The sequence below is a fragment of the Methylosinus sporium genome (assembly GCF_003113265.1).
Classification (GTDB): domain Bacteria; phylum Pseudomonadota; class Alphaproteobacteria; order Rhizobiales; family Beijerinckiaceae; genus Methylosinus; species Methylosinus sporium.
This window is the reverse complement of the sequence record NZ_PUIV01000016.1, coordinates 1-19944: the sequence shown is the minus strand read 5'-3', so window position 1 is coordinate 19944 and position 19944 is coordinate 1. Positions and strand designations below refer to the sequence as shown.

General features: G+C 66.6%; 19 protein-coding genes. 14 read left to right on the top strand and 5 right to left on the bottom strand.

Annotation, left to right across the window (positions count from 1 at the left end):
- Window positions 1–19: 19 nt before the first annotated feature.
- On the top strand, window positions 20–886 hold the full coding sequence (locus C5689_RS11360; protein WP_108917390.1) for a LysR family transcriptional regulator: 867 nt from the start codon (window positions 20–22) through the stop codon (window positions 884–886).
- A gap of 13 nt (window positions 887–899) precedes the next feature.
- Here the strand turns inward: C5689_RS11360 and C5689_RS11355 are convergent, their stop codons facing one another.
- On the bottom strand, window positions 900–1232 hold the full coding sequence (locus C5689_RS11355) for a rhodanese-like domain-containing protein (RefSeq protein ID WP_108917389.1): 333 nt from the start codon (window positions 1230–1232) through the stop codon (window positions 900–902).
- Between the two features lie 153 nt (window positions 1233–1385).
- Between C5689_RS11355 and C5689_RS11350 the strand changes: the two genes are divergently transcribed.
- On the top strand, window positions 1386–1811 hold the full coding sequence (locus C5689_RS11350; RefSeq protein ID WP_108917388.1) for a CHRD domain-containing protein: 426 nt from the start codon (window positions 1386–1388) through the stop codon (window positions 1809–1811).
- A 22-nt stretch (window positions 1812–1833) separates the two neighbouring features.
- Here C5689_RS11350 and C5689_RS11345 read toward each other — a convergent pair whose 3' ends face one another.
- The 4 genes from C5689_RS11345 to C5689_RS11325 all read right to left on the bottom strand — a co-directional run bounded on the left by C5689_RS11345 (window position 1834) and on the right by C5689_RS11325 (window position 6183).
- Entirely contained in the window at window positions 1834–3141 is a 1308-nt protein-coding gene (locus tag C5689_RS11345) for an ABC transporter ATP-binding protein (RefSeq protein WP_108917387.1), read from the bottom strand.
- 11 nt (window positions 3142–3152) lie between these two features.
- Window positions 3153–4886, bottom strand: a complete 1734-nt coding sequence (locus tag C5689_RS11335) for an ABC transporter permease (protein ID WP_108917386.1) — start codon at window positions 4884–4886, stop codon at window positions 3153–3155.
- Window positions 4887–5098: 212 nt separating this feature from the next.
- Window positions 5099–5590 carry a hypothetical protein gene (locus C5689_RS11330; protein ID WP_108917385.1) on the bottom strand — a complete coding sequence of 164 codons (492 nt, stop codon included), beginning with the start codon at window positions 5588–5590 and terminating at the stop codon, window positions 5099–5101.
- A 158-nt stretch (window positions 5591–5748) separates the two neighbouring features.
- A complete protein-coding gene (locus tag C5689_RS11325) occupies window positions 5749–6183 on the bottom strand; it encodes a hypothetical protein (RefSeq protein WP_108917384.1) in 435 nt (144 codons plus the stop codon).
- Between the two features lie 238 nt (window positions 6184–6421).
- Between C5689_RS11325 and C5689_RS11320 the strand changes: the two genes are divergently transcribed.
- The 12 genes from C5689_RS11320 (at window position 6422) to C5689_RS11265 (ending at window position 19649) form a co-directional block, all read left to right on the top strand.
- Window positions 6422–8332 carry a SurA N-terminal domain-containing protein gene (locus C5689_RS11320; RefSeq protein WP_108917383.1) on the top strand — a complete coding sequence of 637 codons (1911 nt, stop codon included), beginning with the start codon at window positions 6422–6424 and terminating at the stop codon, window positions 8330–8332.
- Window positions 8333–8337: 5 nt separating this feature from the next.
- Entirely contained in the window at window positions 8338–9855 is a 1518-nt protein-coding gene (trpE, locus tag C5689_RS11315; RefSeq protein WP_174800268.1) for an anthranilate synthase component I, read from the top strand.
- Between the two features lie 23 nt (window positions 9856–9878).
- On the top strand, window positions 9879–10439 hold the full coding sequence (locus C5689_RS11310) for a DUF6163 family protein (protein WP_108917381.1): 561 nt from the start codon (window positions 9879–9881) through the stop codon (window positions 10437–10439).
- A 209-nt stretch (window positions 10440–10648) separates the two neighbouring features.
- A complete protein-coding gene (ldtR, locus tag C5689_RS11305; RefSeq protein WP_108917380.1) occupies window positions 10649–11161 on the top strand; it encodes a transcriptional regulator LdtR in 513 nt (170 codons plus the stop codon).
- 167 nt (window positions 11162–11328) lie between these two features.
- The gene (locus C5689_RS11300; RefSeq protein WP_108917379.1) at window positions 11329–12420 is read left to right on the top strand and encodes a site-2 protease family protein; all 1092 of its coding nucleotides are present in this window, start codon (window positions 11329–11331) and stop codon (window positions 12418–12420) included.
- Between the two features lie 119 nt (window positions 12421–12539).
- Window positions 12540–13151 carry an anthranilate synthase component II gene (locus C5689_RS11295; protein ID WP_018266042.1) on the top strand — a complete coding sequence of 204 codons (612 nt, stop codon included), beginning with the start codon at window positions 12540–12542 and terminating at the stop codon, window positions 13149–13151.
- Window positions 13152–13200: 49 nt separating this feature from the next.
- Complete coding sequence (trpD, locus tag C5689_RS11290) at window positions 13201–14214, top strand: anthranilate phosphoribosyltransferase (protein ID WP_108917378.1); 1014 nt, start codon at window positions 13201–13203, stop codon at window positions 14212–14214.
- A gap of 117 nt (window positions 14215–14331) precedes the next feature.
- Entirely contained in the window at window positions 14332–15156 is an 825-nt protein-coding gene (gene trpC / locus C5689_RS11285; RefSeq protein WP_108917377.1) for an indole-3-glycerol phosphate synthase TrpC, read from the top strand.
- A 1-nt stretch (window position 15157) separates the two neighbouring features.
- Window positions 15158–15652: a cyclic pyranopterin monophosphate synthase MoaC gene (gene moaC / locus C5689_RS11280; RefSeq protein WP_108917376.1), complete on the top strand. Its 495-nt coding sequence runs from the start codon at window positions 15158–15160 to the stop codon at window positions 15650–15652.
- Window positions 15645–16886 (top strand): molybdopterin molybdotransferase MoeA, encoded by a 1242-nt coding sequence (locus tag C5689_RS11275; protein WP_108917375.1) that lies wholly within the window; start codon window positions 15645–15647, stop codon window positions 16884–16886. The genes moaC and C5689_RS11275 overlap by 8 nt, the downstream gene beginning before the upstream one ends.
- A 139-nt stretch (window positions 16887–17025) precedes the next feature.
- Window positions 17026–19452 carry a DNA topoisomerase (ATP-hydrolyzing) subunit B gene (gyrB, locus tag C5689_RS11270; RefSeq protein WP_108917374.1) on the top strand — a complete coding sequence of 809 codons (2427 nt, stop codon included), beginning with the start codon at window positions 17026–17028 and terminating at the stop codon, window positions 19450–19452.
- Window positions 19452–19649 (top strand): DUF1289 domain-containing protein, encoded by a 198-nt coding sequence (locus tag C5689_RS11265; RefSeq protein ID WP_142864557.1) that lies wholly within the window; start codon window positions 19452–19454, stop codon window positions 19647–19649. The genes gyrB and C5689_RS11265 overlap by 1 nt, the downstream gene beginning before the upstream one ends.
- Window positions 19650–19944 lie beyond the last annotated feature (295 nt).

Genomic DNA, 19944 nt, shown 5'->3' with positions numbered 1-19944 from the left:
TCATATAAGCAGCTCTAATATGAAGCTGACACAGCTCCGCGGCCTGATCGCCATAGCAGAATCCGGCAGCATCACCGCCGCGGCCGCAGCGATCGGCGTCACGCAGTCCGGCCTGAGCCAGGCGCTCGCGACGCTGGAGGAGAGTCTCGGCGTCAAATTATTGGTGAGGAAAGCAAACGGAATCGAGCTGACGGCGTTCGGAGAACGCGTTCTCGAGCACGCCCGCGCGGCCTTCACTCATGTGGAGGCGATCCGCCGAGAAGCGGCGATTGCGGCCGGGGAGCCGTTCGGCGCGCTCCGCATCGCCGCCTTCCCCAGCGTATTCGCGACCTTTCTGCCGCCCCTGCTCCGGCGCTTCCGCACGCTCCACCCCGACATAGACGTGATCGCGCTGGAGACGGATGATCAGGAGGTCGAGATCTGGCTCGACGAGGGATCGGTGGACATCGGCGTCGTATTGAATCCGCCACCAGAGAGAAACACGATCACGATTGGGCGGGACGCCTGGGTCTGCGTTCTGCCCTCCTCTCATCGTCTGGCGCGACGTGGATCATCCGTGTCGTTCGCCGAACTGACGGCGGAGCCTTTCGTGCTCGCGACCGGAGGATGCCATATCCATGCGCGCACGCTCGCCGAACATGCCGGCTTGTCTTTGACGAATATCCGAATGGAGGTGCGCGACTGGACGAGCGCCATTGCGCTCGTCCGCGAAGGCGTCGGCGTCGGCCTCGCGCCCGAGTCTACCTTGCCGGAAAATCGGAAGGGCTTACGTGTCGCGCGGCTCGATCCGCCGCTCTACCGCGAATTCGGCTTGGCCGCAGCGCCGGGACGCACGCCCTCGCGCGCCGCACGGCTCTTCATGGATCTACTGCAGGCAAAAAGGTGAGCCTGCAGCGCCATCACATCCCCGTGACGACCGGCTCCCCGGCCTTTTGCCAGCCGATGATGCCGCCGCCGAAATGCGTGCTCACGTCGCGGCGGCCGAAGAGGCGGGCCTGCTCCATGGCGTTCACCGAGCGCTTGCCGGAGCGGCAATAGACCACGACCTTCTGGCCCTCGGCCGGCGCCGGAATCTTGCTCGGATCGAAGGCGGACAGCGGCACGAACAAAGCGCCGTCGATATGGCCCTGGGCGTATTCGTCCGCCTCGCGCACATCGACCAGAATGATCGATTTGTCGGCGATGCCGCTCTTCAAATCCTCAAGGCTGATCTCGTTATACCACTCGGCCATGTCGTCTTCCCAAAATCTCTGCGCCGCCGCACGATCTGCTCTCGCGCCGCAGCCGCAAAGGCTCGGGCAGGCGGCTTGAAGCGTCGCGCGGACGCGTTAGGTGGCAAGCCCTCGGGGGCGCTGTTTCCGCCATTTGACACAGGAGGTCTACAAATGTCCAGGAATGCATCGCTCGCGGCCGCGGTCGCACTCGCCGTCGCGTCCTCGCCCGCTTTCGCCGAAGTGCAGATGTTCAAGGGCGATCTCTCCGGCGGCGCGGAAACTCCGCCGAGCGCAAGCAAAGGCGTCGGCTCCATCGCCGTGACGCTGGACCCCAAGACCCGGAAAATCAGCTGGAAGGGCTATTTTGTCGGTCTCGAGGGCCAGGAGCTGAAGGCGCATTTCCATGGGCCCGCCAAGGCCGGCGAGAAAGCCGCGCCGGTGCTGCCGGTCGAGGCCTTGGAGGAGACATTCCAGGGCTCAGCGACGCTCGACGCCAAGCAGGTCAAGCAACTCGAAGACGGCCAATGGTATTTCAACATCCATTCGGCCAAGCATCCGGAAGGCGAGCTGCGCGGGCAACTGAACCGCGTGCGGTGACCGATGGCGCGCCCATTTGCGCCTATTGCGGATTTTCCAGGCTGAAGGCCTGCGCGCCTTCGTCATAGGCGAAAATCTCGCCATAGCGGCCCCAGGTGGTGACGCTGCGCAGCGTCATCTCCGCATAGTCCTCGCTCATGTAATCCTCGAGCTCCTCGCGGAAGCGCGTGGCGGGCGCGTAATGCGACGGCCGCTCGTCCAGCACGCGGCGGATGCGCTGCGCCAGCGGCACATAAGCGAGCAAATGGTCGCCGAACAGCTTCTTGCGCTGGTCGACGTCCATCTCCGCGAAGCGCTTGCCGGCCGTCGTCAGCCTTATGTCGCCCTCGGCGAGCTCGGCGAAGCGCAGCAGCTGCAGCGTCTCGGCGACGGGGAAGAGTTCGTCGATCTCGAGCTGCAGGCTGTCGGCGAGCGTCGGCAGATCGGCCTTGCCGTCATAAGGCGGCGCCGCCACCTCCTCGATCATGCCGGCGAGCGTGTTGGTCGAGACGGTGGGCAGCGCCATGCCGAGGCCGAGGCCCGGGAAGGTCGACTCCCGCATCTTCGCCGGCTCGGCGCGGCGCGTCATCAGCGCATAGATCTGGTCGACGAGCTGGCGGAACTCCGGATCGAGCCGATTGCGCGGATGCGCCAGCGTCACGCGGATTTCCGCGGCGATGCGGCCGGGGTTGGAGGAGAGCACCACGATGCGGTCGCACATCAGCACCGCCTCCTCGATGTTGTGCGTGACCATCAGTATGGATTTGATGGGCATCCGGCCTTCCACCCACAGATCGAGGAGATCGGTGCGCAAGGTTTCCGCGGTCAGCACGTCGAGCGCCGAGAAAGGCTCGTCCATCAAGAGAATATTGGGCGCGACGACGAGCGCGCGCGCGAAGCCGACGCGCTGGCGCATACCGCCGGAAATCTCCTTGGGAAAAGCGTTCTCGAAGCCGTCGAGGCCGATGATGTCGATCGCCTTCAGCGCGCGGCGGCGAGCGTCCGCCTCGCGCACGCCTTTGGCGCGCAGGCCGAGCTCCACATTGGCGAGCACGGAGAGCCAGGGAAACAGGGCGAAGCTCTGAAACACCATGGCGACGCCATCGACCGGGCCGGCCACTTTCTCGCCGCGATAGAGAACCTCGCCGCCGGTCGGCCGCGCCAGGCCGGAAACGATGCGCAGCAGCGAGGATTTGCCGCAGCCGGAACGTCCGAGCAGGCCGACGATCTCGCCATCGTCGAGCCGCAGCGAGATATCGTCGAGAACGATCGGGCCTTTTTCGCCGGAAGAGCGGCCATAGGCCTGGAAGACATTGCGGAGCTCGAGCAGAGGCGCTTTCGTCGCGGACATGGCGGAACCCTTCAGGACAGGCGCAGGCGCCGTTCGACGAAGCCGAACAATTGGCGCCAGAAGAGACGGTTGAACAAAATGACGACGACGCTCATCAGCGAGACGCCGAGCACGATCTTGGGATAGTCGCCGGCCGCGGTCGCCGCGGCGATATAGGCGCCTATGCCCTGCGCCTCGATCGTGTCGTCGCCCCATTTCACATATTCGGCGACGATGGCGGCGTTCCACGAGCCGCCCGAGGCGGTGAGCGCGCCGGTCACGTAATAGGGGAAGATCGCCGGCAGAATGACGTTCTTCCACCAGGCGAAGCCGCGAATGCCGAAATTGGCGGAGACCTCGCGGAGATCGTTCGGGAAAGCCGAGGCGCCGGCGATGACGTTGAACAATATGTACCATTGCGTGCCGAAGATGATCAGCAGCGACAGCCATATGTCGGGATCGAGCCGGAAGGTGAGAATGCCGATGACGGCGATGGGGAAGAGGACATTCGCCGGAAAGGCCGCCAGAAATTGCGCCAGCGGCTGGATCTTCTCGGCGATGCGCGGACGCAGGCCCACAAAGACGCCGATCGGAACCCAGATCAGCGTCGCCAGTGCAATCAGCACGATGACGCGGATCATCGTGTAGAATGTCAGCAGCAGCGCGTGGCGGAACTCCTCGAGGCTCACCGCGCTGCGCAGAAATTCGAACACCAGCGACAGCGAATAGAGCAGCGCCGCGCCGACGGCCGCGAACCATACGACATCGAAGACCACCGCCCCGCGGCGGCTCTCCGGCAGGCGCGGGGCCGCGTAGGGCAAGGCCATTTTCCACAGCGAGGCGCGGCGCAGCAGCGAAGCCGGCCAGGCGGCGGCGGCGCGCAGCCAGCGCGTGCGCACGAAGAGATCGCGCACCCAGCTTTCGGCTTCGTCCTGCGAGGCGGAGAGCTCGACTCGGAACTTGCCCGAGAAGGCCACGATAGGCCGAAACAGCAATTGGTCATAGGCGAGAATGATGAGCGCCACAGCGACCACCGCCGCCACGACGCAATCGATGCGCTTGCTCTCGATCGCCAGAGCGAGATAGGAGCCGACGCCCGGCAGCCGCACATTCACGTCGCCGACGGTGATCGCCTCCGAGGCGACGACGAAGAACCAGCCGCCGGACATGGACATCATCATGTTCCAGATGAGTCCGGGCATCGCGAAGGGCGCCTCGAGCTGCCAGAATTTCTGCCAGGGCGTGAGGCCGAAGCCCTTGGCCACCTCGTCGAGATCGCGCGGCACGGTGCGCAGCGACTGGTGGAAGGAGAAGGCCATGTTCCAAGCCTGGCTGGTGAAGATGGCGAAGATCGCCGCGCCCTCCGCCCCGAGCGTCGAGCCGGGGAAGAGGCCGAGAAAGAACGTCACCGTGAAGGAGAGAAAGCCGAGCACCGGCACCGACTGAAGCACATCGAGCAGCGGCACCAGAATCATCTCGGCGCGCCGGCTCTTGGCGGCGAGCGTGGCGTAGACCAGCGTGAAGAGCAGCGAGAAGCCGATCGCCGCGAACATGCGCAGCGTCGTGCGCAGTCCGTAATAGGGCAGCTCCCAATAATCGAGCGACAATTGCGCCGTCTCCGGCGCCTCGAGCGGCAGCGCCATGCCGCGCCAGCCCGGCGCGGCGAGCGCGAAAACGCCGAGGACGAGCGCGAGAGCGACGAAATCCCACAGATTGGGCAGAGTGCGGCGGCCGAGCGAGGTGAGCGCGACGAAACGATTCAGCATGATCGAAGGCTTTCGGCGAAGCGAGGCGCAGGGATGGCCGGCGGCTGGGGCTCCGGCGGGACAGCATGTCGCACAGCCGGATATCGCCGTCATCTCCGCAGAGACGGAAAAAGCCACGCGCCGCCGTCCAATGGCCAAGCCTTATGACAATTGCGTGTCGCCGCCGGGCGGGATCGCCGAAAAAAATCGGCGCCGGGCCGGCGCGAGCGCGATCACCGCGTCCCCATCGGCGCGGCGCGGGACTCGCGGCGGGCCTCGCCCTTGGGCAGGGAACCGGTCGGCGCGGGATCGATGCGCGCGCCGTCGAGCCGGTCGAGCCGCTGCTCGATCTGCTCCAGCCGCGCGGCGCCGAAATCGCGCGCCGTCTCCAGCGCGCGCAGCCGCACGCCGGCGCGCAGCGCCTCCTCGTCGTGGCGAAGCGATTCGATCAGCGCGCGCGTCGCCCGCGCCTCGTCGAGCAAGCGGGCGATCTCGCGACGCTGCTCGATCCCGAAGGAGACTTCGGGCTTCCAGTCGAGCGCCTTGGCGAGGGTCTGGCCGTCTATGCTCTGCGCGGCCTGCAGCGCGGTCTTGACGCCGGTGCGCGAGCCGAGAAAAAAGCCGGCCGCCGCGCCCGCGCAGACGGACACGACGATGACGCCGAGAATCCGAAGGCCATTGGGCCGCGAAGGGGGCGCTAGGCGGCGCGCCGCTGCCGTCCACATGAAGGACCTCCTGAGCGACGCCGAGGCGATGTCTCAGTGGCCCGAGTGTCCGCGCCCATGGTTAACGGCGCGTTAAGCGCGCGTGGCCGCCGGCGCGAGACGCGTCCGACGGCCAGAACGATGCGATCGAAGAGCGCTTCGTCAGTGCGCGCCCGCCTTTAGTGCGCGCGATGCTTCATGGCGCGATGCGGAATGTCGCTATAGGGCGCTATGCCATGGCCGCCGACCGAGGAGCGCCCCTGGTTGTAAGTGCGCCCCTGATTATTATAGGAGCGGCCCTGACTGGAGGAGGAGCGGCCCTGGATCGCCGAGCGCCCCTGCGATCCGCTCTGGCCGGCCATGCGCGCCTTGCCGGAGGCGGCGCCGGATTTGGAATATTTCTGAGACGTCGCCGAGGAGCGACCTTTCGTCGCCTTGGAGGCGCGCGCGCCCGGATAGTCCTGATAACGAGCCTTGGCGATATCTGAGGCCGCGCCGGCGGCGAGCGCCGGAACCGCCGAGGGCAGCGCCAGCGCCGGAGCCGTCATCGCCGGTAGAGAGATGGCGAGCAATCCGAGCGCGACCGCGCCCATGGTCAGATTCGTGAGGTTCATATGCACACTCCCGTATCGCGAGCCAGCGCCCGCGGCGGCCCCCCAGGGCGTCACAACGTGCGGGAAGCGGGTCGGTTCCCTCGGCCCACGCCGCGCGCCGCCGCGCCAGAGCCCGCCCGAAGGGGCGGCGGAGCGCAAGATTGCAAGTGGAGGCGACGCTACCTATAGTCCGCGCCAATTCCGGCCGTGAGCGCACGAAAGAGCCGGAGACCGCAACGCCCAAGGGAAGCCCCAAATCATGCTGGAAGGCCTTCGCATCGCCTCGCAACATCGGATCGGCCGCATCGTCCTCGGGCTCGTCATGGGCTTCATCGCGCTGAGCTTCGCGGTGTGGGGCATAGGCGACGTGTTCCGCGGCTTCACCTCCACGCGGCTCGCCAAAGTGGGCGCGGGCGAAATTTCGGTCGACGCCTATCGCAGCGCCTATCAGAATGAGCTGCGCCGCCTGCAGCAGCGCGCTCGCCGCGCCATCACCAATGAGGAGGCGCGCCGCTTCGGGCTCGACCAGCAGGTGCTCCAGCGCATGATCACCGATCTGTCGCTCGACCAGAAGACGAAAGCGCTCGGCCTCGCCATTTCCGAAGACGAGACCTTGCGCCTCACCCGCGATGAAAATGTCTTCAAAGGTCCGGCCGGCAAATTCGACTCCGACCGCTTCAAGCAGCTCATCCGCGACGCCGGCTATACAGAGCGCAGCTTTCTCCTCGAGCAGAAGGGCGGCTATCTGCGCAAGGAGCTGACCGATTCCATCGTCGCCGGCATGGAGCCGCCGCCCCTGGTGCTGGAGGCGCTGCATCGCTTCCGCAACGAGGTTCGCGAGATCGATTATTTCCTTCTCCCCGCCGCGGCCGCTGGCGAGGTCGCCAAGCCCGGCGAGGAGGAGCTGAAGAAATATTTCGACGATCGCGAGCAGAGCTTTCGCGCCCGCGAATATCGCAAGCTCGCTCTGCTCGCCGTGACGCCGGCTTCGCTCGCCAAGCCGCAGGAGGTGAGCGAGGCGGAGGTTCGCAAGCTCTATGACGAGGTGAAGGCCAAGCGCTACGGCACGGCGGAGAAGCGCCATTTGCGCCAGCTTCTCTTCGCCTCGAAAGACGAAGCCGATAAGGCGCTCGAGCGGCTGAAGGGCGGCCTCTCCTTCGACGCGCTGGCGGGAGAGCGCAAGCTCTCGCAAAAGGACATAGACCTCGGCTTGCTCGAGGAGCGCGACCTCGGCGACCGGCAGATCGCCGCAAAGGTCTTCGCCTCGCGCGAGCCGGGCTTCGTCGGCCCGGTTCAGACGGCGTTCGGCTTCGCCATTCTCCAGGTCGAGAAGATCATCCCCAGCGTCTTCACGCGCAGCTTCGAGGAGGCCGCCGACGAGCTGCGCCGCGAGATCGCGCAGCAGCGCGCCGCTCCGTCCGTGCGCACGCTGCACGACTCGATCGAGGATCAGCGCACCGGCGGCAAGACGCTGGCCGAGGCCGCCAAATCGGCCGGCCTCGACGTCGCGACGATCGAGGCGGCGGATTCGACCGGACTCGATCCCGCCGGCAAGGAGATCGCCGGCCTCTTCGGCTCCGAGGATCTGCTGAAGGCGATTTTCGCCTCCGACGTCGGCGTCGACAACGACACTGTGCCGACACGCGACGGCGGCTATGTGTGGTTCGAGATCGCCAAAGTGGAGCCGGCGCGCCAGCGCAGCTTCGCCGAGGTGAAGGAGGCGGTCGAGACCGCTCTGCGCGGCGAGAAGCAGCAGAAGGCGCTGACCGAGCGCGCCGAGGCGCTGACCGCGGAGCTGCGCGCCGGCAAGGCGATCGAGGATGTCGCCAAGGGCGCCGGCGCCGAGACGCGGCATTTGAGCGATGTGAAGCGCGCGCCGCATCCCGAGCTGTCGACTGCGGCGATCGTCGCCATTTTCGACGCGCCGTCCAAGGGCGCCGGCTCCGCTGCGGTCGATGGCGGGCGCCTCGTCTTCCAGGTGAAGAGCGCGACGACGCCGGCCTATGATCCCGCCTCCATCGAGGCCAAGGCGGCGGCGGACCAGCTGCGGCCGGCCTTCACCAATGACATACTCGAGCAATATGTCGGCGCGCTCGAGAAGGTCTTCAACGTGTCGATCAACGAACATGCGTTGCAGGCGGCGACCGGCGGAGCGGATCAGAACCAGTGAGCGCATTGTCCGAACCTTCGTTCGACGAATTCGCCGCCGCCCATGAGGCGGGCCGCGCCGGCCTAGTGGCGACGCGGCTCGTCGCCGATCTGGAGACGCCGGTCGCGGCCTATCTGAAGCTGACGCGCGCGCGGACGGCCAATGTCTTCCTGCTCGAATCGGTCGAGGGCGGCGCCGCGCGCGGCCGCTACTCGATGATCGGGCTCGACCCCGACATCGTGTTCCGCATCCATGGCGAGAAGGCCGAGATCAACCGCCGCGCGTTGCGTGACGCGAATGCTTTCGAACCCTGCGCGAAACCGCCGCTCGACGCCCTGCGCGAATTGCTCGCCGAATCCGCGATCGACGAGGTCGCGCATCTGCCGCCGATGGCGGCCGGCGTGTTCGGCTATCTCGGCTATGACACTGTGCGGCTGATGGAGCGCCTCGCCCCGGCCAAGGACGATAAGATCGGCGTGCCCGATGCGATCTTGCTGCGGCCGACCGTCATGGTCGTCTTCGACAATGTGCGCGACGAGATCATCGTGGTGACGCCCGCCCGCCCAACGGCGGGCGTCTCCGCCAAGGCCGCCTATGAGGCGGCGCTCGCGCGGCTCGATTCTGTGGTCGCGACCTTGGAGGCGCCGCTCGAGCAGCGCGAGGCGGAGGCCGATCCGCATCTTCTCGCCGAGGAGCCGGTCTCCAACACCGCGCCCGGGCGTTTCCTGGAAATGGTCGAGCGAGCCAAGGATTACATTCGCGCCGGCGACATCTTTCAGGTCGTGCTGTCGCAACGCTTCACCGCGCCTTTCGCTCTGCCGGCCTTCGCGCTCTATCGCGCGCTGCGCCGCGTCAATCCGGCGCCTTTTCTATGCTTTCTCAATTTCGGCGACTTCCAGATCGTCTGCTCATCGCCGGAGATTCTGGTGCGCGTCGCCGAAGGAAAGGTGACGATCCGCCCCATCGCCGGCACGCGCTGGCGCAGCCCGGTGAAGGCGGAGGACGAGCGTCTCGCCGCCGATCTTCTCGCCGATGAGAAAGAGCGCGCCGAGCATTTGATGCTGCTCGATCTCGGACGCAATGACGTCGGCCGCGTCGCCGCGACGGGAAGCGTGCGCGTGACCGACAGCTTCACCATCGAGCGCTACAGCCATGTGATGCATATCGTCTCCAATGTCGAAGGCGCGCTCGATCCCGCGCGCGACTGCATAGACGCGCTCGCCGCCGGCTTTCCGGCCGGCACGGTCTCCGGCGCGCCGAAAGTGCGCGCCATGGAGATCATCGACGAATTAGAGACGGACAAGCGCGGCATTTATGGCGGCTGCATCGGTTATTTCGGCGCCGGCGGCCAGATGGACACTTGCATCGTGCTGCGCACGGCGATCGTCAAAGACGGCAAGATGCATGTGCAGGCGGGCGCCGGCGTCGTCTATGACAGCGACCCCGATTACGAGCATCGCGAGACGGTGAACAAGTCGAAGGCGCTGTTCCGCGCCGCCGAGGAGGCCGTGCGCTTCGCGACGCGCGCGCGGCGCGGGCAGTAGAGCCGGAGCGAGAGAGGCGCGGCGTGACCGAGCATACGCTCTATGAGGAGGCGGACGACCCGCACCGGCCGATCCGTCTCGGCGACGCCGGCGCTGCGGGCGACGCGGCGCGCTGGGGCCATATGCTCACGCTGTTCATGCGCATAATGGCGCTGTTCTGGCTGCTGCAAGGCGTGATGCAATGGGTGATCGTGCTCGCCGCGAGCCGGCCCATATTCGACGAGGCGCCGACCAACGCCGCCATCGCAATCGTGTTCTTCGCCGTGCTCGATCTCGTCGCCGGCGTCGGGCTCTGGCTGGCGACGCCCTGGGGCGGCGTGCTGTGGCTGCTCATCGCCGGCGCGCAAATCTTCGTGACCTTGAGCGTGCCGGGATTTTTCGCCGGCGGCTATTGGCTGATCGCGCTCGATCTTTCGCTCATCGGCCTCTATTTCTTCCTCACTTTCGAGGCCGGCCGCGATTATGAGGCGCGGCGCCTGCGCGAGAAGCGCCGCAGGCGGCGCGGCCCCGAGGCCGAGGCTGTCGAGGGCCGCCTCGGCCGTATCGGGCGAAAGGCGCGCGCATTTTTCTCCCGGCTCGGGTAAGACGCGCGAAGCGGCGCGCGCAACACCCCTAACGCAATTCTAACAATTTGATTCACTGGCTATTTACCGCATCGAAGGTAGTGGAGGTAAACGACGGATTCAGACTGTTGTTTAAAGCGGTCTTCATTCGCGGCGGATAGGTTCTGGCCCATCGAGACACGGACCGGACTATCGAATATCCGGCGCAAAAGACGAGACGGAGCTTGTTCATGAATACGGCGTCGAAGACCGAGGCGGCGCAGGTCCGCGCGGAGAAGATCAACGAAATTCGCCCGATCTATCTCGAATCCCTCACGCTGGTGGAGCGTCTGCACCGCCGCCTGCTCGATGTCATCAAGGACGAGTTCGATCGTCGCAATCGTGGCGACGTCAATTCGGTGCAGGCTCTGCTGCTCTACAATATCGGCGACAAGGAGCTCACCGCGAGCGAGCTGCGCACGCGCGGCTATTATCTCGGCTCCAACGTCTCCTACAATGTGAAAAAGCTCGTCGAGATGGGCTATCTGCACCATGCCCGCTCGCGCGTCGATCGCCGCTCCGTGCGCATCAGCCTCACGCCCAAGGGCAAGGAGGTTCACGACATCGTCGCCGCTCTCTATGAGAAGCACGCGACGACGGTGGAGCAGATCGGCGGCGTCTCGACCGCGGAGTTCCGCACCGTCAACACCGCTCTGACGCGCCTCGAGCGCTTCTGGACGGATCAGATTCGCTATCGCCTCTGACGTCTCCTCCTCTCCTGATAGCTTTCTCCGCTCCACTCGGGCGATCTGCGCGTCACGCGTCGATCGCCCTTTTTCTTTTCCGAATGTCAGGGATTTTTGGCCGAATGTCGACGATTTCTGCTATGAGCAGGCGTCGCGGTCGTCACGTCGATAGAGGGGCCTCTTCCATGCGCTGGTCGCTCACGCTCGGCTCGTTCAAGGGCACGGCCGTCCGCATTCACATCACTTTTCTGCTGCTGCTCGCCTGGATCGGCTTTTCCGCCTATCGCAGCGGCGGCGCGCCGGCGGCGCGCGACAGCGTGATCTTCATCACGCTCATTTTCGCCTGCGTCGTGCTGCATGAGTTCGGGCATATTCTGATGGCGCGGCGCTTCGGCATTTTCTCGACCGAGGTCACGCTGCTGCCGATCGGCGGCGTCGCCAATCTCGACCATATGCCGGAAAAACCCTATCAGGAATTGCTCGTCGCGCTCGCCGGCCCCGCGGTGAATGTCGTCATCGCCGCTGCGCTGTTCATCGCGCTCGGCGCCTTCCAGCCGGAGACGCTGGCGCAGCTCGACGATCCGCATCTCAATGTGCTCGCGCGTCTCGCCGCCGCCAATCTGTTTCTGGCGCTGTTCAACATGATCCCGGCCTTCCCCATGGACGGCGGCCGCGTGCTGCGCGCCGCGCTCGCAATGTGGCTGCCGCGCGGCAAGGCGACGCGCATCGCCGCCTTCATCGGCCAGGGCTTCGCCTTCGCCCTGGGCTTTTTGGGCCTGTTCGGCAATCCCATCCTCGTCTTCATCGCCATATTCGTCTACATCGCCGCCAGCGGCGAGGCGCAAATGACCGTAGCGAGCGAGGCTGCCCGCGGCCTCTCCGTCGCCGACGCCATGGAGACCCGCATCGCCGCCATTGCCTGGGGCGCCGATCTCGGCGAGGCGGTCGAGACTCTGCTCGCCACCTCGCAGGACCAGTTTCCGGTGGTCGCGGCGGACGGCCGCTTCATGGGGCTGCTCGACCGCTCGGACATAATCGAGGCGCTGAAGGCCGACGACCGCAGCGCGCCGATCGCGCCCCATGTGCAGCGCGACGCCCCCACCGTGAGCGCGGCCGCGCCGCTCGACGAGACGATCGAGAAATTCGCCGGCGCCTCGGCCATGGGCGTGCTGGACGCCGATGGCGTCCTCGTCGGCCTGCTGACGCGCCAGAGCATCGGCGAGATCATGCTGATCGCCAATCTGCGGCCGGACTGGCGGCTCGGACGGCGCGGCTAGAGGCGCCGGCTCCCCCGCCGAGCGGCGCGAATGAATTGACTTGAGCGGCCGAAGAGCCGAAAAAATCGAGCCGCGGCGGGCGAGCAGCCCACGCCGCCGAGAACCGGACCCAAGCGCGAATGACAAAAGTCACGCTCATCGACAATTACGACAGCTTCACCTTCAACCTCGTGCATTATTTCGGCTCGCTCGGGGCCGAGGTGACGGTCAAGCGAAACGATGCGGTCTCGGTCGCCGAAGTGCTCGCCGCCGGCCCGGAGGCGATCGTGCTCTCGCCCGGCCCCTGCACGCCCAAGGAGGCGGGCATCTGCCTCGATCTCATCGCGGCGGCCTGGGCGACGATTCCGATTTTCGGCGTCTGCCTCGGCCATCAGTCCATCGGCCTGTCGTTCGGCGGCGATGTGATCCGCGCGCCCCTGCCCGTGCACGGCAAAATGGCGACCATATTGCACAAGGGCGAGACGATCTTCCGCGGCATAGAGGGGCCATTCCAGGCGACGCGCTATCACTCGCTGATCGTCGCGCGCGAGACCTTGCCCTCCTGCCTGCGCGTCACCGCCGAGACTCCGGACGGACTCATCATGGGCCTCTCGCACGAGAGCGCGCCCGTGCATGGCGTGCAATTCCATCCCGAGAGCATCACCTCGGAGCATGGGCACAAGATTTTGCGCAATTTCCTCGATCTCGCGCAGGAGTGGAACGCGACGCGCCGCCCCGCCAAAGTCGCGTGAGCCAATGCGAGCCTGAAGGCTCGCTCTACTTCAACAGAGACATTCGGCCGTGACCGACATCAAGCCCTATCTCGCCGCCCTCGCCGCCGGCGCGACCCTCTCCCGGCAGGAGGCGCGCGCCGCGATCTCCACCGTGCTCGAAGGCGGCGCGACGCCGGCGCAGCTCGGCGCCTTTCTGATGAGCCTGCGCCAGCGCGGCGAGACGGTGGAAGAAATCATCGGCGCGGCGGAGGCCATGCGCGCGGCGATGGCGCCGGTCGCGGGCGCGCAAGATGCGATCGACATTGTCGGGACGGGCGGCGACGGCGCCGGCACCTATAATGTCTCCACTCTGGCGGCGATCATCGTCGCCGGCTGCGGCGTGCGCGTCGCCAAGCATGGCGGAAGAGCCGCCTCCTCCCGCTCCGGCGCCAGCGACGTGCTGGCGGAACTCGGCGTCAAGGTCGGCGTCACGCCCGAGCACGCCGCATTTTGCCTTTCGGAAACAGGTATTTGCTTCATGGCGGCGGCGACGCATCACCCCGCCATGCGCCATGCCGCGCCGGTGCGCGGGGAACTCGGCCTGCGCACGATTTTCAACCTGCTCGGCCCGCTGTGCAATCCGGCGCGAGTGGAAAAGCAGCTGCTCGGCGTCTCCTCGCGCGCGCTGCTCGAGCCGCTGGCGCGCGTCTTGGCGGAGCTCGGCTACAAGCGCGTCTGGCTCGTCCATGGCGAGGACGGGCTCGACGAATTGACGACGACCGCGCCCTCTCTCGTCGTCGCGCTCGAGGATGGCGCCGTCAGAGGCTTCGTCGTTTCGCCCGAGGAGGCCGGTTTGGCGCGGGCGGAGCCGCAGGCGCTCGTCGGCGGCGATCCCGCCCATAACGCCCACGCGCTGCGGGCCGTGCTGGCGGGAGCGCGCGACGCCTATCGCGATATCGCCGTGCTCAACGCCGCGGCGGCGCTGGTCGTGGCCGGAGCGGCCGCCGATCTTCACGAAGGCGCAAATCTCGCCGCGCGGGCGCTGGACAGCGGCGCCGCGCAGGCGAAGCTCGAGGCGCTTATCCGCGTCTCCAATGCGTGACGACGCCGCACCGCCAGAAAAGACTGCGGCGCGCCGCCGCGCTGGCGGGAAATGCTTCGTGTCCTTCGTGTCTTCGTGGTAGAAAACCTCTCGAAGGCGCGAAGGACCAAAAGCGGCATGACCGACATTCTGAGCAAGATCGAAGCCTATAAGCGGACCGAGATCAACGACGCCAAAGTGCGTATGCCGCTGGCGACGCTCGAGCGCAATGTGCGCGACCACGATCCCCCGCGCGGCTTCGTCCATGCGATCGAGGCCAAGCTCGCCGAGGGCCGCATCGCACTGATCGCGGAAATCAAGAAGGCGAGCCCCTCCAAAGGCGTGCTGCGCCATGATTTCGACCCGCCGGCGCTGGCGCGCGCCTATGAAGCCGGCGGCGCCGCCTGCCTCTCGGTGCTGACCGACGGCCCCTCCTTCCAGGGCAAGCTCGAGGATCTCGAGGCCGCGCGCAAGGCCGCTCACCTGCCGGCGATTCGCAAGGACTTCCTCTACGATCCCTATCAGGTGTTCGAGGCGCGCGCCCACGGCGCCGATTGCATTTTGATCATCATGGCCGCCGTCTCCGACGAGGAGGCCGAGCGCCTCAACACCACGGCGCATGATCTGCGCATGGACGTTCTCGTCGAAGTGCATAATGAGGAAGAGCTCGACCGCGCGCTGGCGCTGGAGACGCGGCTCATCGGCGTGAACAATCGCAATCTGCATACATTCGACGTCACGCTGGAGACGACCGAGCGGCTCGCCGAGCGCATTCCCAAGGATAGGATCATCGTCGCCGAGAGCGGCATAACGAGCCATGAGGATTGCCTGCGGCTCGAGAAGGCCGGCGTCTTCACATTCCTCGTCGGCGAGAGCCTCGTTCGCAAGGACGATGTGACGACGGCGACACGCAAGCTGCTGCATGGCTCGGTCAAGGGCGATCACAGGCGGGTGCGCACGTAGAATGGGCTTGCTGACGCATCTTTCCAACAAGGGCGAGGCGCATATCGTCGACGTCTCCGACAAGGCGGAGACGAAACGCGTCGCCATCGCCCGCGGACAGATCGTGATGGACGCCGCGACGCTCGCTCTCGCGGTCGAGGGACAGGCGAAGAAGGGCGATGTGTTCGGCGTCGCCCGCGTCGCCGGCATAATGGCGGCCAAGAAGACGCATGAGCTGATCCCGCTCTGTCACCCTCTGCCCGTCACCAAGATCGCGGTCGATCTCGAGCCGGACGCCAATCTCCCCGGCGTGCGCGCGACGGCGGAAGTCTCGGTCACGGGCAAGACCGGCGTGGAAATGGAGGCGCTGACCGCGGTCGGCGTCGCTCTGTTGACGATCTACGACATGCTGAAGGCCGTCGATCGCGGGATGCGCATCGAGGGCGTCGAGCTGGTCGAGAAGCGCGGCGGACGCTCCGGCGAATGGCGTCGCGACGAAATGGACAAAAATGGCTGACGACAAATTGCTGTCCGTGGACGAAGCGCTCGCCCGCGTGCTCGCCGGCGCGACGCGTCTCTCCGGCGACGAGGAGGTTCCGCTCTTCAAAGCGCTCGGCCGCACTCTTGCGCAGGATCTCGTCTCGCGCCGCACGCAGCCGCCGGTCGCGGTCTCCGCCATGGACGGCTATGCGCTGCGCGCCGCCGAGCTCGCGGCGCCCGGCGCGCGGCTGACGCTCGTCGGCGAGAGCGCCGCTGGCCATGGCTATCACTCGGCGCTCGGCGCCGGCGAGACCGTGCGCATCTTCACCGGCGCGCCCGTGCCGGACGGCGCGGACACGATCCTCCTGCAGGAGGACGCCATGATCGACGCCGCTGGCGTCGGCGCCGCCTCCCCTCCCCCGCCCGGCCGGCATATTCGCGCGCGCGGGCTCGATTTCCGAGAGGGCGATCCCGCACTGTTCGCCGGAACGCGCATCGGCCCGAGCGAGCTGGCGCTCGCCGCCGCCATCAATCATCCGCTGCTTCCCGTCGCGCGGCGCCCGCGCGTGGCGCTGATCGCCTCGGGCGACGAGCTGGTTCCGCCCGGCGCCGAGCCCGGCCCGGCGCAAATCATCGCCTGCAATTCCTATGCGGTGGCGGCCATCGCCGAAGCCGCCGGCGCCGAGGCGATCGATCTCGGCATTTTCCGCGACGACATCGCCGAGCTGGAAAAAGGCCTCGAGCAGGCGCGCGCGGCCAAGGCCGATATTGTGGTGACGCTGGGCGGCGCCTCGGTCGGCGATCACGATCTGCTGCGGCCGGCCCTCGCCCGCCAGGGCATGGCGCTCGACTTTTGGCGCATCGCCATGCGGCCGGGCAAGCCGCTGATCCATGGAACGCTGGGCGAAGCGCGCATTCTGGGCCTGCCGGGTAATCCGGTGGCGGCTTTCGTCTGCGCGCTGGTCTTCCTCGGCCCGCTCATTCGCGCGCTGCAAGGCGATCCGCGCGCGGGCGCGGACGAGACCGAGGCCGCCGTCGCCGGCGCGCCGCTGAAGCCGAATAAGGGCCGCCGCGACTATATGCGCGCGACGCTCACGCGCGACGCCGAGGGACGGCTCACAGCGACGCCGCAGGCCTTGCAGGATTCCTCGCTGCTGACCGAGCTGGCGCGCTCGCAGGCGCTGCTCATCCGCGAGGCGGGCGATGGCGCTGTGGCGGCGGGCGGCCCCTGCCGCATCTTGCGCCTGCCGGGGGCGTTCGTCGCGGCGTGAGGAGCCGAGAGACCGACTCGGCAAGAGGTCTTGCCGGACCGGTTTGGCGCCGACCCTGGTTTTTCGTGCTTTTCGGCCGCGTTTGGCGGTAAAATCAAAGCTCTCGAATCGCCCGCTCACCCTTGAGGAGTCTCCGACCATGACCGACGACGCCGACGCGACGACGCCGCCCGAATATGGCGCGGATTCCATCAAAGTGCTGCGCGGCCTCGACGCCGTCCGCAAGCGCCCGGGCATGTATATCGGCGACACCGATGACGGCACCGGCCTGCATCACATGGTCTATGAGGTCGTCGACAACGCCATCGACGAAGCGCTCGCCGGCCATGCGACTCTCGTCACCGTGACGCTGAACGCCGACGGCTCCTGCACCGTGACCGACAATGGCCGCGGCGTGCCGACCGGCATTCACAAGGAGGAAGGCGTCTCCGCGGCCGAGGTCATCATGACCCAGCTGCACGCCGGCGGTAAATTCGACCAGAACTCCTACAAGGTCTCGGGCGGCCTGCACGGCGTCGGCGTCTCGGTCGTCAACGCCCTCTCCGTTTGGCTGAAGCTGCGCGTCTGGCAGGAAGGGCGCGAGCATTTCATGGAATTCGCCAATGGCGATTCCGTCGCGCCGCTCGCCGTGGTCGGCGCCGCGCCGATCGAGGACGGCAAGCCCAAGCGCGGAACGGAAGTCACCTTTCTGCCGTCGCTGGAGACGTTCAAGACGGTCGTCGAGTTCGATTATGCGACCATTGAGCATCGCCTGCGCGAGCTCGCCTTTTTGAACTCGGGCGTGCATATCGTGCTCACCGACGCGCGCCATGCGGAGCAAAAGCGCGAGGACCTCTATTACGAGGGCGGGCTCGAGGCCTTCGTGCGCTATCTCGATCGCGCCAAATCGGCGCTGATCGGCGCGCCGATCCTCATTCACGGCCAGCGCGAGCACATCAATGTCGAAGTCGCGCTGTGGTGGAACGATTCCTATCACGAGAATATTCTGGCCTTCACCAACAACATCCCGCAGCGCGACGGCGGCACGCATCTCGCGGGCTTTCGCGCCGCGCTGACGCGGCAGATCACCGGCTATTCCGAGCGCTCCGGCCTCACCAAGCGCGAGAAGGTCGATCTGACCGGCGACGACTGCCGCGAGGGATTGACCTGCGTCGTCTCGGTGAAGGTGCCGGACCCGAAATTCTCCTCGCAGACGAAGGACAAGCTGGTCTCGTCCGAAGTGCGTCCGGCGGTCGAGAATGTCGTCAACGAGCTGCTCGACCAATGGCTCGAGGAGCATCCGCAAGAGGCGAAAAGCGTCGTCTCCAAAGTCTGCGAGGCGGCCGCCGCGCGCGAGGCGGCGCGCAAGGCCCGCGAGCTGACGCGGCGCAAAGGCGCGCTCGACGTCGCCAATCTTCCCGGCAAGCTCGCCGATTGTCAGGAGCGCGATCCGGCGAAGGCCGAGCTCTTCATCGTCGAGGGCGACTCCGCCGGCGGCACGGCCAAGCAGGGCCGCAATCGCGAATTCCAGGCCGTGCTGCCATTGCGCGGCAAGATTTTGAACGTGGAGCGCGCGCGCTTCGACAAAATGCTGTCGTCCGAGCAGATCGGCACGCTGATAACGGCGCTCGGCACCGGCATAGGCCGCGACGAGTTCAACGCCGACAAGCTGCGCTATCACAAGATCATCATCATGACCGACGCCGACGTCGACGGCGCCCATATTCGCACGCTGATCCTCACCTTCTTCTATCGGCAGATGCCGGAGCTGATCGATCGCGGCCATGTGTTCATCGCGCAGGCGCCGCTCTATAAGGTGACCAAGGGCAAATCGACGCAATATTTGAAGGACGAGCGCGCGCTCGAGGATTATCTCATCGACTCGCTGCTCGACGGCGCCGCGCTCCACTGCGGCAATGGCGAGACGCGCGCCGGCAAGGATCTGCGCGCGGCGCTGGAGGACGCGCGCTCCTTCCGCACCATTATGAACGGGCTGCATTCGCGCTATGACCGCAATGTCGTCGAGCAGACGTCGATGGCCGGCGCGCTGCAATCGCCGCCCGACGAAGCCAAGGCGGCCGAAGTCGCGGAGCGTCTCAACGCCATAGCGGAAGAGACCGAGCGCGGCTGGACCGGCGAATTGCGCGACGACGGCTATGTCTTCCGCCGCACTTTGCGCGGCGTGGCGCAGGCGGTGACGCTGGACGCCGCTCTGCTCGCCTCGAGCGAAGCGCGCAAGCTGCAAGAGCGCGCGGAGAGCCTGCGCGAGATTTTCGCCGGCCCGGCGGCGCTGGCGCGACGCGGCGACGAGACCGCGCTCTCCGGCCCGATCGCGCTCTATGACGCGATGGCGGCGCAGGGCCGAAAAGGCCTCACCATTCAGCGCTACAAAGGCCTCGGCGAGATGAACGCCGAGCAATTGTGGGAGACGACGCTCGACCGCGAGGTGCGCTCTTTGCTGCAGGTGAAGGTGAAGGAGGCGGTGGAGGCAGAGGATATTTTCGTGAAGCTGATGGGCGACATCGTCGAGCCGCGCCGCGAATTCATCCAGGAGAATGCGCTGAACGTCGCCAATTTGGACGTGTGATGGCCGAAACGCCCTGCATCAAAATCTGCCGCATCGACGCGCCGACCGGCTTTTGCGTCGGCTGCGCACGGACGATCGGCGAGATCGCCGGCTGGCGCGACGCAACGCCGGCGGAGCGAAAGCGCATTCTCGCCGCCCTGCCGGAGCGCCGCGCGCGCCTACCGAAAGAGGCTCCCGCCTCGCCGCAACCCAAATGATCCCGAAGGAACGCGCACGGCCGCCCCAGCGCGGGTTTCGTCCGCTGGGGCCGCAGGGACCCGCATCCACGAGAGCCCGCGTCCACTTGCCAAAGGCGACGCGTTCGGCCTATAGCTCACGAAATCGTCGGCGGACGGCCGCAGGGACGAGACCTGCGTGGCAGAAGCGCTCGATCTGTTTGAACATATTTGCAAAAGCTGCTTCCGCCGCGTGAACTGCCCCCGCCGATCCATCCCTCGACCGAAAGGCGAGACATGACGAAGATACTGCCGGTCATCATGTGTGGCGGGGCGG